The sequence below is a fragment of the Streptomyces sp. URMC 129 genome (assembly GCF_051386415.1).
Classification (GTDB): domain Bacteria; phylum Actinomycetota; class Actinomycetes; order Streptomycetales; family Streptomycetaceae; genus Streptomyces.
The window spans coordinates 1-12531 of the sequence record NZ_JBPQTQ010000155.1; the positions used below are offsets into that span (position 1 = coordinate 1).

Sequence of the window (12531 nt, forward strand, 5' to 3'; positions counted from 1 at the left end):
CTTCCTGACCGCCGCCGGGGCTCTCCGCCGGTGAGGGTTTCCGGGGAGCGGGGAGAGCCGTCAGCGGGCCCCGGCGGTCCCGCGGGGAAACCCCCCGGGGGCGGCGCCTGTGCGGAGGCGCCGCCCCCACTTTCTCTTCCGTCCCCGGCGGGTTCAGTCCCGCGCCGCTCCGCCGGCGCCGCGCTCGTCCGGCAGGCGCAGCGTCGTGCTGGTCTCCACGATCTGCCCGGTCTGCGGATAGGCGTGCCAGGTGCGCCAGGCGATGACGTCGCCGGTGCGGCGCACGGTGAGCGCGGAGAACGCGTCCGGCGAGCCGGGGAAGGCGCCGCACAGCGAGGCGGGGTGCGTGGCCAGCTCCGCGCGCAGCCGGGCGGCCCGGGCGGCGAACGCGGGCCCGTCGTGGCGGCGCAGCCCGGAGGTGAACCGGTAGGCCCAGCCGTCGATCTCGTCCGTCACCTCGGGGGGCGGGCCGCCGCCCGGCCGCCCCGGCAGGCAGGCGAGCGTCTCGGTCACCGGGCCCGCGACGACCTGGTGGGAGGCGCCGAGCAGCCGCAACTCCACGGTGACACCGCCGAGTTCCGTGGCCGTGACGGCGAGCGCGTCCTGGGGCGGCGCCGTGAGGGAGAACGAGAGCTGGTCGGCGCTGGTGTCGAGGTAGGGGGCCGCGAGCCGCACTGGGTTCACGCGCCGCCGTCCGGGCAGACAGCCGTCCCAACTACCCCAAGCGCAGGCATCATTGCCGTTCCCCGGTCACTCGTTCCCCGTCGATCGGCGCCGAGTATGGCATAGATGGGGCCGCCCCGGCCCCGGGCGGGAGAGCCCGGGGCCGGGGCGGCCGGAGCGTGCGCTCAGAACTGTCCGCAGTTGCTGGTGGCGGGCCGCTCCATGAAGCGGTCGGTCAGCCAGGCCGCGGAGTTGCCGGAGGCGGGCAGCGCCGCCGAGGCGTGCGAGAGCAGGAACGGAAGGGTGTGCACGTCGCGGAACTGGACCTCGGCGCCCAGCTCGCACCAGTCGCGCGCCATCTGCTTGCCCTGGCCGTAGGGGACGAGGTCGTCGGTCGGGGTGTGCTCGACCAGCGTCGGCACGGACGGGGCGATGGTCCCGATCCGCTGCTCCTCGACCACGGCGCTGTAGGGCTCCTCGGCGAGGTACTCCGCGATGGGGCGGCCGTCGGCGGTCATGTCCTTGGTGTTGAGGAACGGATACCGCAGCGCGCCCTCGATCAGGCACAGTTCGCCGGCCTCGTCCAGGGCCTGCCGACCGCGGTCGTTGAGCAGGGAGTCGATGTCCAGCTCCGGGTACGCGGCCCGCGCGCCGTGGACGGCGAGGCCGACGACGGCGCCGGCGTAGCCGCCGTCCGCCGCCGCGCCGACCGCGGCCAGGTCGGCGGGCGGGGCGCCGACGTAGGCGCCGCGCAGGTCGAGCTCGGGCGCGTAGGTGGCGGCGAGTTCGGCCGCGGCGGCGGAGGCGCCGCCGCCCTGGGAGTAGCCGGTGATGCCGACCGGTCCGTCGGCGGGCAGGCCGGTGCCGGGCAGGCGCTGGGCGGCGCGGATGACGTCGAGCACGGCGTGGGCCTGCGGCTCGCGCATCATGTAGGTGTGGTCGCCGGGGGTGCCCAGGCCCTGGTAGTCGGTCTGCGCGACGGCTATGCCCTTGTCGAGCAGCGGGTTGATGAACAGGCTGTGGGCGATCGACAGCAGGTCGGACTCGCCCTCGCCGGCCATGGTCTTGGACGGGGCACACTGGTCGCCCGCGCCGACCGTGGGCGTCGCGTAGGCGACGATGGGCCGCGGACCGGTGCCCTGCCAGGGCTTGTCCGGGACGAGGACGGTGCCGGTGACGGCCATGGGCTCGTCGTGGATGTCCCGCGAGAGGTACATGATGCGGGTGGCCGTCGCGCCGTCGTAGGTGGAGGGTTCGGACTTGATCACGTCGCCGGCCTCGCCCGCGGGCAGGGGCGAGGGAGGCTGGTAGAACTCCTCCGACGCGCCGGCCGAGGGGCCGCCGACGACCAGTGCCGTGACCGCCCCGGCGGCGACGAGCACCGGGGCCAGCGTCACGGCGATGCCACGCCGCATCGAACCGAGCATGGACGCACTCTCCGTTGAGTTGTTACTGACGGGTCAGATGGAGAGCAGCGTCGCGGGGGTCACGGGCGGGGTCAACACCTCTGACGTGCGCGCCCGCAAAACGCGCAGGCCCCGCTCAATCCCTTCGGCGCGGAGCGAGTGATTTCTCCCCGGCGGGCGGGCCCTCGGCGGGGCACCACCGCGCCCGCCGTCAGGGGCGGGGCGTGTCGTACCGGACGCCGGTCAGCTTCTCGGAGGCCAGCCACAGCCGTTCGGACATCGCGTCGTCGCGGGTCCACGGCGCGCGCCAGGGGCCGCCGGGGCCGCCGCGCAGCGTGCGGCGGCCCAGGATGCCGGGGCCGGTGAACGAGTCGGGCGCGACGTCCGGGGCGGTGGCCGCGAACAGCGTGGGGCCGGCGCCGACTTCGGGGGCGGAGGCGAGCATCCGGTTCAGCAGGGCCGCGCCGCGCTCCTGGAGGGAACTGCCCGCCATGCGCGCCCCCTTGGCCTGCAGCTCCGTCTCCGCGTAGCCGGGGTGGACGGCCGCGGCCACGACCGTCGTGCCGCGCAGGCGCCGGGCCAGCTCGTGCGTGAACAGCAGGTTCGCCGTCTTGGAGCGGCCGTACGCCACCCAGCGGCGGTACTTCCGCTGGGCGTTGAGGTCGTTGAGATCGACGTTGGCCACCCAGTGCAGGAGGCTGGAGACCGTCACCACACGGGCGGCGGGGGCGGCGAGCAGGCTGTCCAGCAGCAGGCCGGTCAGCGCGAAGTGCCCCAGGTGATTGACGCCGAACTGCGTTTCGAAGCCGTCGACCGTGCGGGAGCGCGGGATCGCCATCAGGCCCGCGTTGTTGACCAGGATGTCCAGGCGCCGGCCGCCCCACTCCCCGGCGAACGTCCGCACCGACGCCAGGTCCGCGAGGTCCAGCAGCCTCACCTCGGCCTCGGCCTCGGGGACCTCGCCCAGCAGCCGGTCCAACGCGGCCTGCCCGCGCCGCTGATCGCGGCAGGCCAGCACCACCCGCGCGCCGCGCCGGGACAGCTCCAGCGCGGTGACGTAGCCCAGGCCGCTGTTGGCGCCGGTGACCACCGCGGTGCGGCCCTTGAGGTCGGGAATGTCGCGTACCGTCCAGCCCATGCGCCCAAGGGTAGGCCCAGTCCGGCTCAGAACAGGCCGACATCCCGGGCCAGTCGCCGCACCGCGTGGGCGAAGAACGCCGCGCGGTCGCCCACCACCACCCCGTTGAACTGGCCGAAGACCTCGAAGCCGATCAGCCCGATGAGCTGCGCCCACGCCGCCACCAGCGCCGCCATGGTCGCTCCGGGCAGGCCGGGCGCGTGCTCGGCGGAAAGCAGCTCCGCCTCGGCGCGCACCGGCTCGGGCGGCGGGTCCCCGGCGGGCTCCCGCAACCGCCCGTCCCGCAGGGCCTGCCGGGCGACGGCGACCAGGGCCAGCGGCACCCGCGTGCCCGGCCCGACCGTGTCCTGGGGCGCCGCGTACCCCGGCACCGGGGTGCCGTGGATCAGCGCGTATTCGTGCGGGTGCGCCAGCGACCAGGCGCGGACCGCCTCGCAGACGGCGGTCCACCGGTCGGCGGGCGGGAGGTCCGGCGTCGCCGCGAGCGCCGCCTCGGCGGCCTCGCCCACGGCGTCGTAGGCGTCCACGATGAGCGCGGTCAGCAGGTCGTCGCGGCTGGGGAAATACCGGTAGAGGGCGGACGACACCATGCCCAGCTCGCGGGCGACCGCGCGCAGCGACAGCTTGGCGGCGCCCTCGGCGGCGAGCCGGCGCCGCGCCTCCTCCTTGATCGCCGCGGTGACCTCGCGCCGGGCCCGTTCCCTGGCTCCCTGGATGACGGTCATGCGCCCAGTGTGCCACCGCGGGGGATCGGCGACCAACGACGAGAGCAGTGCTCTTGCTTTTGGGTGGCGCGGGGTGCATGCTTGCGGACATGTAAGAGAGCACCGCTCACGAAGGTGAGCGGTGCATCGGTGGAGGAGTGAGCGAGCGGTGAACGAACGGGAACGAGCACGGAGGCCCCGGGGAGAGACGCCCCACGTGAGGAAGCCCGGCTGGATCACGAGGAACGTCGCCAACCGCGTCGTCGCCTGGATCACCCGGCGCGGCATCAGCGTCTGGGGCTCCCGGATCCTCGCGGTGCGCGGACGCAAGTCCGGCGAGTGGCGCCGCACCCCGGTCAATGTGCTGACGCTGGAGAGCGGCCGGTATCTGGTCGCACCGCGCGGCCATGTGCAGTGGACGCACAACATGCGGGCGGCGGGCGGCGGTGAACTCCACCTCGGCAAGAAGGTGGAGGCATTCACCGCCGAAGAAATCCCCGACGACCAGAAGCCGGAATTGCTGCGTGCCTATCTCCGGCGCTGGAAGGCGGAGGTCGGGGTCTTTTTCCGCGGCGTGGGCCCGGATTCCCCGGAGGAGGACCTGCGCCGCATCGCCCCCGACCACCCTGTCTTCCGGATCACGCGTTCCGGGTGACGGACCGCCGGACCGTCCGATCGCCGGTCCGCCGGAGCCGTCAGACCCCGTCGAGAATCAGCACCTTGCCCTTGGTGTTCCGCAGCCGGATCGGAAGAATCTCCTGGTAGGCGTCGGACTTGTACCAGGCGCGGATGGCGTCGACGCTGGGGAATTCCAGAACGCCGATGAAGCCGGCGCTTTCGCCGTCGAGCACCTCGACCGGCGCGCCCCGCACCACGTATTTCCCGCCGTGCGGCTCGATGGTCGAGACCAGCTTTGCGCTGTACTCGCCCAACTCCGCAGGGTCCCCCGTCAATTGCGCTTCAGCAATCACATAAGCGGTCATGAAAATGACTTTAGCCGGACAGAACGCGCCCACGTATGTCACTTTCTTCCAAGGTGACGGCGGGCGGGCTGGCGGCCCCGGCGTCCACCGCCGGGGCCGCCGAACACCCCTTGTCACTACCCCCCAACGCGGAACGCGTCCGCATGTGCCCTTGCCCAGTCCTCGAAGGTCCGGGGCTCGCGGCCGGTCACCTCCCGCACGGTCGGGTACACCGTCTTCTCGTCCAGCGTCCCGTCCGCGAAGAAGCTGAAGAACGCGTCCACGTACGGGGTGGGCATGCTCGCGCTCATCTCCGCGCGGGCCTCCTCGGTGCTCAGCCCCTCGCAGCGCAGGTCCCGGCCCAGCACCCCGGCCAGCACCGCGACCTGGTCGGCCGGCAGCAGCGGCTCCGGACCGGTCAGGTCGTACACCTGGCCCTCGTGCCCGTCGTTCAGCAGCGCCGCCGCCGCCACGGCCGCGATGTCCGCCGGGTCGATCGACGCCGTCGGGACGTCCGCGAACGGCACCCGCACCACGTCGCCGGCCGCCAACTGCGGAAGCCAGCGCAGCGCGTTGGACATGAACGACCGCGGTCGCAGCACCGTCCACGGCAGGCCCGAGTCCCGCACCGCCTGCTCGGAGAGGATCATGTAGCGCGCCACCGCGTTGTCCATGTCCCCGGTCTCCGCCGAGCCGCCGGACAGCAGCACCACCCGGTCCACGCCCGCCCGCATGGCGAATTCGAGCGTGTCCGCCATGTCCGCGTAGCCCGGCAGCAGGAACAGCCCCCGCACCCCGGCCAGCGCGTCGGCCAGGCTCGCCGGCTTGTTCAGGTCACCGGCCACCGCCTCGGCACCGGCCGGCAGGCTCGCCTTCGCCGGGTCCCGCACCAGCGCCCGCACCCGCTGCCCGGCCCCGGTCAGTGCCGCGACGACCTCGGCCCCCACGTTCCCCGTCGCACCTGTCACCAGATACACCGCAATCCCCTTCCCCTGTGCGCGCGTCCGGAGGTCCCGGCCGCACGCCGCAACCCTACGGCGGCCGACCGGCCCGCCCTCCTCCGCTCCGTGCGCGGGGGCGCGCGTACCCTGCGAGGTGTGACCGAGGTGTACGTGCTGGACGGCACGCGGATCAGGACGCTGGAGGACTTCTGGCGCGTCATGGGCGAGGCGGTCAACGGCCCGGGGGCCGGGGGCTCGTTCGGCAGGAGTCTCGACGCCTTCGCCGACTGCCTCGGCGGTGGCTTCGGGACGCCCGACGACGGTGACTTCCTGGTGGAGTGGCGGGACCACCGGGTGTCCCGGGAACACCTGGGATACCCGGAGACCGCGCGCCAGTTGGAGATCCGGCTGACCCGCTGCCATCCCACGAACCGCCCCGCCGTCGCCGCCGGGCTGGCCGCGGCGCGTGAACGGCGGGGGGCGACCGTCTTCGACTGGCTGACCGGGATCTTCGAGGAGCGCGCGCCCGGCGTGCTGCGGCTCCGGTGACGGCGGTCGCGGACGCGAAACCCCGTGCGGTGCCGGGTGCGGGGCGTTAGCGTCGCGGGCATGACGGTCGAGGAGGAGCCGGGTCTGTACGAGATCCGGATAGGCGGGTGCGCGAGTGCCGAGGAGGCGCTCGCGCGGCAGGAGTCCGTGGCGCGGGCGCTGTGCCCGGACGCGGAGCACCCGGGGCCGTGCGAGGTGCCGTGGGGGTTCACGCTCGGCGACGACGACGCGCTGGTGCTGGGGGTCTACGCCACCGCGACCAGGGCCGCGGAGGTGGCCGGGCGGGTAGGGGGCGTCCTGGTGGGCGAGGGGGACTCCGAGCGGTTCGCGGCGGTGGTCGAGCAGTACCGCGTCGAACGGGGGTGAGGCGGGAAAAAGTCCGGTGCGCGGCCGGCGGAGGCGTCGATACGGTTCCGCTCATGGACCTGGCAGCTGCGCAGAAGTTCGCCGACGAGTGGGTCGCCGGCTGGAACTCCCGTGATCTGGACCGGATTCTCGCCCATTACACGGACGACGTCGTCTTCACCTCGCCCAAGATCGTCCAGATCCTGGGCGATCCCTCCGGCGAGGTGCGCGGCAAGGAGGCGCTGCGCGCGTACTGGGCGGCGGGCCTGCGGCTGTTGCCCGGTCTGCACTTCACCGTCGAGGACGTGCGGGCCTCCGTCGACACCGTGGTGATCAACTACCGCAATGAAAACGGCCAGTCCGTCTCGGAGGTGCTGACCTTCCGCGACGGGCGGGTCTGTCGCGGCCTCGGTGCCTACGGACCCGAAAACTGAGCCCCACCCGTCACGCCGTGTAAGACGTCTGTGGCGCACGGTTCCCGCGTTCCGGCCGGAGAGCGCTGGAGACATATGACACCCCGGAATGCGGGCCGGACACCTTTAGCGCGGCATGGCCCGGGGATCAATGGAGTGTCGGGTCATGGCGCGAAGACAGGAGTCCGGTCATGAGCACGATCACCATGTCGCCCCGGCGAGGTCCGCGGTGACCGGAAGGCTGCCGGATCCCGCGCGATTGGGTCAGCGGCAGCTCATCGGAGTCGACTGCGCGCTGTGCGGACGGTATCTCGGCTTCAGAGCACGGGACTTGGGGACCGTTCGGCATGCCAGGTACGGGTACACGTACCGGCTCTGGGGCTGTCTGCCCGAGTGCGCCGGCGGCCCCGCCCCGCTGCCCGCCCCCGCGGGGCATCACGCTCCGCGTCCGGCCGGGCCGTCGGCGCCGTCCTCGCCGGGTGGCTTCTTCGGGGGACGCGCGTGATGCTGGACGGGTGGACGAGCACGGGCACAACCACCGCAGCGACGTGGGGCGGCGCGTCGCGCTGCGGCGTGAGCAGCTCGGCCTGAGCCGGGACGAGGTGGCCGCCCGGGCCGGGGTGGCGCCGCAGTACCTGCGGTATCTGGAGGAGCGGCCCGCCTCGCCCAGCGTCGCGTCGCTGGCCCGTGTGGCCAGGGCGCTGGAGATCTCCGTCGCGGAGCTGACCGGGGCCGAGCGGCCGGTCGGGTCCACGTGTCCGCCGCCGCACGGCGAGATGGTGGAGCTGGACCCCGACGAGTGCTACGAGCTGGTCGCCGCCCACTCCGTGGGCCGGGTCGCCGTCACCGGCCCCGGCGGACCGGCCATCGTCCCGGTCTCCTACGGGCTGGTCGAGGGCGCCGTCGTGTTCCGCACCATGCCGGGGGCCGGACCGTCGCACGCGGCCGACGCCGAGGAGACCGCCTTCGAGGTCGACGCCCTCGACGAGGCGCAGGGCGCCGGCTGGAGCGTGCTGCTCGTCGGCCCGGCCCGGCGGGTGACCGATCCGGCGGAGGTGGCCCGGCTGGCCCAGGAGGTCCCCGCCGGGCCGTGGGCCTCCGGGGACCGGGACCTGTGGGTGCGGCTGCGCCCGGTGCGGGCGACCGGGCGGCGCGTCCGCCTGCGGTAGCGCCTCGCCGTTTGCGGGCGCGGCCCGGCCGGGGTCCCATGGAACCGGAGGGAGTGCCATGGTCGACCTGCCTGAGCTGTGGACGTGCCGCGCGGTCGTGTTCGACACCGACGGCGTGATCACCGACTCGGCCCGGGTGCACGCCGCCGCCTGGAAGGAAGCCTTCGACGCGATGCCCGGCGTGGACCCGCCGTTCGACGAGCACGAGGACTACCGCCGCCACGTGGACGGCAGGGCACGCCTCGACGGCGCCGCCGCGTTCCTCGCCGCCCGCGGGCTGCCCACGGACCCCGGCACGGTGGCCGCCGCGGCGGAACGGAAGGAGGCCGCGTTCACGCGGATGCTCGACGAACGCGGCGTCGACGTCTACCCCGGCACCGTCCGGATGCTCATCGCCCTGCACGCCGCCCGCGTCCGCTGCGCCGCCGTCTCCGCCTCCCGCCACGCCCGCGACCTGCTCGCCCACGCCGGGGTCCGGTCCCTGCTCCAGACCGTGGTGGACGGCAACGACGCGGCCCGGCTCGGGCTGCCCGGCAAGCCCGACCCGGCGCTGTTCCTGGAGGCGGCGCGGCGGCTGTGCGTCCCGGCCCGGTCGGCGGCCGTGGTGGAGGACGCGCTGGCCGGGGTGGAGGCGGGCAGGCGCGGTGGATTCGGGCTGGTCGTGGGCGTGGACCGGGCGGCGCGGCCGACCAGCGCGGGCGACCTGCTCGGGCACGGCGCGGACCTGGTGGTCAACGACCTCGCCGAACTGCTGGGGAGGTGACCGGACCGGTGGCCGATTCCGGCTGGACCTGGGAGTACGAGGGGTACGACCCGCGCGCCGAGCGCCTGCGCGAGGCCCTGTGCACGCTGGGCAACGGCTGCTTCGCGACGCGCGGTGCCGCGCCCGAGGCCGTGGCGGGCCCGGCGCACTACCCGGGCACCTACGCGGCCGGCCTCTACAACCGGCTGACCACCCCGCTGGCCGGGCGGCGGCTGGAACACGAGGACATCGTCAACCTGCCCAACTGGCTTCCCCTCCGGTTCCGCCCGCACCCCGACGAGGGCCCGGACGGCCAGTGGTTCACGCCGGACCAGGACCCGGAGGGGCTGCTGCGGTACCGGCAGGTCCTCGACCTGCGGCACGGCACGCTGACCCGACTGCTGCGCTACCGCGACCCGCACGGCCGCCACCTCGGCGTCGAGCAGTCCCGCCTGGTGCACATGGCGGACCCGCATCTGGCCGCGCTGCGGACCACGTTCACCGCCGAGGACTGGTCCGGCACGATCGAGGTGGAGTCCGCGCTCGACGGCATGGTGGGCAACACGGGCGTGGCGCGCTACCGCGACCTCGCGAGCAACCACCTCACCCGCATGACCACCGGCGCCGAGGAGCCCGACGTGGTGTGGCTGCGCTGCCGGACCAGCGACTCGGACGTGCGGGTCGTCCTGGCGGCCAGGACCACGTGCGGGGAGTGGGAGGGCGCGGCCGAACGGCGGGTGTGGCTCGCGGACTTCACGGCCGGGCACGGGCTGACGCTGCCGATCGCCCCCGAGCGGCCGGTGACCGTGGAGAAGACCGTCGCGCTGCACACCTCGCGCGACGCCGCGATCAGCAGCCCGTTCTCCGCCGCCCTGGACCGGGTCCGCCGGGCGCCGGGCTACGACGAGCTGCTGGCGTCGCACGCCGCCGCGTGGGAACGGCTGTGGCGGCAGGCCGAGTTGGAGGTGCCGGGGGAGGCGGGGCACATCCTGCGGCTGCACCTGTTCCACCTGTTGCAGACGCTCTCGCCCCACCACACGACCGAACTCGACGTCGGCGTGCCGGCGCGCGGGCTGCACGGGGAGGCGTACCGGGGACACGTGTTCTGGGACGAGCAGTTCGTGCTGCCGTATCTCAACCTGCACTTCCCGGAGTTGTCCAAGTCGCTGCTGACCTACCGCTACCGGCGGCTGCCCGCCGCCCGCCGCGCCGCCCGCGCGGCCGGGTTCGACGGCGCGATGTACCCGTGGCAGAGCGGCAGCGACGGCCGCGAGGAGACCCCGGCGACGCACCTCAACCCGCGCTCGGGCCGCTGGGTGCCGGACAACTCGCGGCTCCAGCACCACGTCGGCTCGGCGGTCGCGTACAACGTGTGGCGGTACGGACAGGCCACCGGCGACACGGAGTTCACCCATACCAAGGGCGCGGAGATGCTGCTGGAGATCGCCCGCTTCTGGGCGGACATCGCGCGCTGGGACGACCACCACGAGCGGTACCGCATCCTCGGCGTGGTCGGCCCGGACGAGTACCACGAGGGCTACCCGCAGGCGGCGAAGCCGGGCCTGGACGACAACGCGTACACCAACGTCACCGCCGCCTGGGTCCTCGCCCGCGCGCTGGAGCTGGTGCGCACGCTGCCCGCCTCCCGCCGCCAGGAGCTGTTCGAGCGCATCCGGCTGCGGCCGGAGGAGCTGGACCGGTGGGACGAGGTCTCCCGGCGGCTGCGGGTGCCGTTCCACCGGGGCGTGATCAGCCAGTTCGACGGTTACGGGGAGCTGGAGGAGCTGGACTGGGACCACTACCGGGAGCGGTACGGGGACATCAGGCGGCTGGACCGGATCCTGGAGTCGGAGGGCGACACCGCCAACCGCTACCAGGCGTCGAAGCAGGCCGATGTGCTGATGCTGGGCTACCTGTTCGCGCCCGGCGAGCTGCGGGACCTCTTCGCGCGGCTCGGCTACGGCCTGGACGACGAGGTGTGGCGCCGGACGGTCGACTACTACCTGGCCAGGACCAGCCACGGGTCGACGCTCAGCGGCGTCGTGCACGCCTGGGTGCTGGCCAGGGCGCGGCGCGGCGAGGCGTGGACGCACCTGAAGGAGGCGCTGGCCAGCGACGTCGCGGATCTGCAGGGCGGGACGACGGCCGAGGGCATCCACCTGGGCGCCGTGGCGGGCACGCTCGACCTGGTGCAGCGCGGACTGGCCGGGCTGGAGACCCGCGAGGGCGCGCTGTGGCTGGACCCGGCGCCGGTGCCGGAGCTGGCGGAGTTCGGGTTCTCGGTGCGGCACCGGGGGATCGGCGTGCGGGTGCGGATGAAGCCGGGGCAGCTCTGGATCGGCGTGCCGCCGTGGGAGGAGACGCCGGTGCCGGTGCGGGTGATGCTGGACGGGCGGGCCGTGGACATCGCGCCGGGAGAGGAGCGGCTGCTGCCCCTGCGGCACGGGTGACGCCCGCTAGCCGTTCTCGTACGGCACGACCGCGACCGGGCAGCGGGCGTGGTGCAGGGCCGCGTGGACGACGGGGCCGACGCGCATGCCGAGCACCGGCCGGTGCACTCGGCGGCCGACGACGAGCAGTCCGGCCCGGAACGCGGCGGCCGTCAGCAGGACCTCCGAGGCGTTGCCGATCCGCAGGTGTTCCACCACGGGCACGCCGGGGTGGCGCTGCCGCCACGGATCCAGCGTCTGGGCCAGCTCGCGGCCCTCCAGCTCCTCCAGGTCCCTGCTGCCCGCCTCCTCCAGACCGTCCGGCACGTCGGGGCCGAACAGCGACGGCGTTCCCCAGGCCCGTACGGCCCGCACCGCCGCGCCGCGCGCCGCCGCCGTGGCGAAGGCGAAGCCGAGCAGCACGTCGGCGGGCGGGCCCATGTCCTTCAGCGCGACGACGACCTCATCGCCCTCCTCGGCCCGCTCCTGGGTGCCGGAGCGGACGAAGACCATGGGGCTCTTGACCCGGGAGAGCACGGACAGGCCGACCGAGCCGAGCAGGAAACCGACGATGGCGCTGTGCCCGCGCGAGCCGATGACCAGCATCTCGGCCTCGGCGGCCTTCTCGATCAGACCGGTGGAGGCGACCTCGGGGACCAGTTCGGTGGTGATCGCCAGGGCGGGGTGCAGGGCGGCGAGCCGGTCGCGGGTCCGGGCCAGCAGGTCGCGGGCGGCGCCCTCGTCGGGGGTCGGCGGCACGTAGACGGGCTCGGTGATCCAGGCGTGCACGACGTGCAACGGCACCCCCCGCCGCTCGGCCTCCCGCGCGGCCCACTCGGCGGCGGTCCCGCTCTCGGCGGAGCCGTCGATTCCGACGGTGATGGGGCGAGTCATGGGACATCCCTCCGAAAGCATCCGGTATGTCCACTCTCGCGCGTTTCAGGCACGGAGGCGAGACGGTTGCGGCTGCGGCCCTCGGCTTCGCCGGAGTGGCCGGGTGTGACACCACGCAGTCGGAGCCTGCGCGCCTCGGCCGGGGTGGCGGGCGTTCCGGGCGGGGGCCTCTGGGG

The 12531-nt window shown here is 74.1% G+C and carries 14 protein-coding genes; 7 read left to right on the forward strand and 7 right to left on the reverse strand.

Annotated features, from left to right (window positions below):
- Positions 1 to 153: 153 nt before the first annotated feature.
- From ACSNOC_RS24650 to ACSNOC_RS24665, 4 genes are all read right to left on the reverse strand, one after another.
- Positions 154 to 684, reverse strand: coding sequence for a DUF2617 family protein (locus ACSNOC_RS24650; RefSeq protein ID WP_436749763.1), 531 nt, complete (start codon positions 682 to 684; stop codon positions 154 to 156).
- A 164-nt stretch (positions 685 to 848) separates the two neighbouring features.
- On the reverse strand, positions 849 to 2078 hold the full coding sequence (locus tag ACSNOC_RS24655; protein ID WP_436749764.1) for a lipase family protein: 1230 nt from the start codon (positions 2076 to 2078) through the stop codon (positions 849 to 851).
- A gap of 202 nt (positions 2079 to 2280) precedes the next feature.
- Positions 2281 to 3207, reverse strand: a complete 927-nt coding sequence (locus ACSNOC_RS24660) for an oxidoreductase (RefSeq protein WP_436749765.1) — start codon at positions 3205 to 3207, stop codon at positions 2281 to 2283.
- Positions 3208 to 3233: 26 nt separating this feature from the next.
- Positions 3234 to 3932, reverse strand: coding sequence for a TetR/AcrR family transcriptional regulator (locus ACSNOC_RS24665; protein ID WP_436749766.1), 699 nt, complete (start codon positions 3930 to 3932; stop codon positions 3234 to 3236).
- A gap of 196 nt (positions 3933 to 4128) precedes the next feature.
- Here ACSNOC_RS24665 and ACSNOC_RS24670 point away from each other — a divergent pair, with 196 nt between their 5' ends.
- Positions 4129 to 4566: a nitroreductase family deazaflavin-dependent oxidoreductase gene (locus ACSNOC_RS24670; protein WP_436749767.1), complete on the forward strand. Its 438-nt coding sequence runs from the start codon at positions 4129 to 4131 to the stop codon at positions 4564 to 4566.
- A gap of 40 nt (positions 4567 to 4606) precedes the next feature.
- Here ACSNOC_RS24670 and ACSNOC_RS24675 read toward each other — a convergent pair whose 3' ends face one another.
- Both ACSNOC_RS24675 and ACSNOC_RS24680 read right to left on the reverse strand, forming a co-directional pair.
- Positions 4607 to 4894: a DUF1330 domain-containing protein gene (locus ACSNOC_RS24675; protein WP_436749768.1), complete on the reverse strand. Its 288-nt coding sequence runs from the start codon at positions 4892 to 4894 to the stop codon at positions 4607 to 4609.
- Positions 4895 to 5010: 116 nt separating this feature from the next.
- A complete protein-coding gene (locus ACSNOC_RS24680; protein WP_436749769.1) occupies positions 5011 to 5850 on the reverse strand; it encodes an NAD(P)H-binding protein in 840 nt (279 codons plus the stop codon).
- 120 nt (positions 5851 to 5970) lie between these two features.
- Between ACSNOC_RS24680 and ACSNOC_RS24685 the strand changes: the two genes are divergently transcribed.
- The 6 genes from ACSNOC_RS24685 to ACSNOC_RS24710 all read left to right on the forward strand — a co-directional run bounded on the left by ACSNOC_RS24685 (position 5971) and on the right by ACSNOC_RS24710 (position 11482).
- Complete coding sequence (locus tag ACSNOC_RS24685; protein ID WP_436749770.1) at positions 5971 to 6363, forward strand: barstar family protein; 393 nt, start codon at positions 5971 to 5973, stop codon at positions 6361 to 6363.
- Between the two features lie 60 nt (positions 6364 to 6423).
- On the forward strand, positions 6424 to 6729 hold the full coding sequence (locus ACSNOC_RS24690; RefSeq protein WP_436749771.1) for a hypothetical protein: 306 nt from the start codon (positions 6424 to 6426) through the stop codon (positions 6727 to 6729).
- A gap of 53 nt (positions 6730 to 6782) precedes the next feature.
- Positions 6783 to 7142: a nuclear transport factor 2 family protein gene (locus tag ACSNOC_RS24695; protein ID WP_436749772.1), complete on the forward strand. Its 360-nt coding sequence runs from the start codon at positions 6783 to 6785 to the stop codon at positions 7140 to 7142.
- A gap of 494 nt (positions 7143 to 7636) precedes the next feature.
- Positions 7637 to 8290 (forward strand): helix-turn-helix domain-containing protein, encoded by a 654-nt coding sequence (locus tag ACSNOC_RS24700; protein ID WP_436749773.1) that lies wholly within the window; start codon positions 7637 to 7639, stop codon positions 8288 to 8290.
- Between the two features lie 58 nt (positions 8291 to 8348).
- Entirely contained in the window at positions 8349 to 9053 is a 705-nt protein-coding gene (locus ACSNOC_RS24705) for an HAD family hydrolase (protein ID WP_436749774.1), read from the forward strand.
- An 8-nt stretch (positions 9054 to 9061) separates the two neighbouring features.
- Complete coding sequence (locus ACSNOC_RS24710; protein WP_436749775.1) at positions 9062 to 11482, forward strand: glycoside hydrolase family 65 protein; 2421 nt, start codon at positions 9062 to 9064, stop codon at positions 11480 to 11482.
- A 6-nt stretch (positions 11483 to 11488) separates the two neighbouring features.
- Here the strand turns inward: ACSNOC_RS24710 and ACSNOC_RS24715 are convergent, their stop codons facing one another.
- Positions 11489 to 12355, reverse strand: a complete 867-nt coding sequence (locus ACSNOC_RS24715) for a universal stress protein (protein WP_436749776.1) — start codon at positions 12353 to 12355, stop codon at positions 11489 to 11491.
- Positions 12356 to 12531 lie beyond the last annotated feature (176 nt).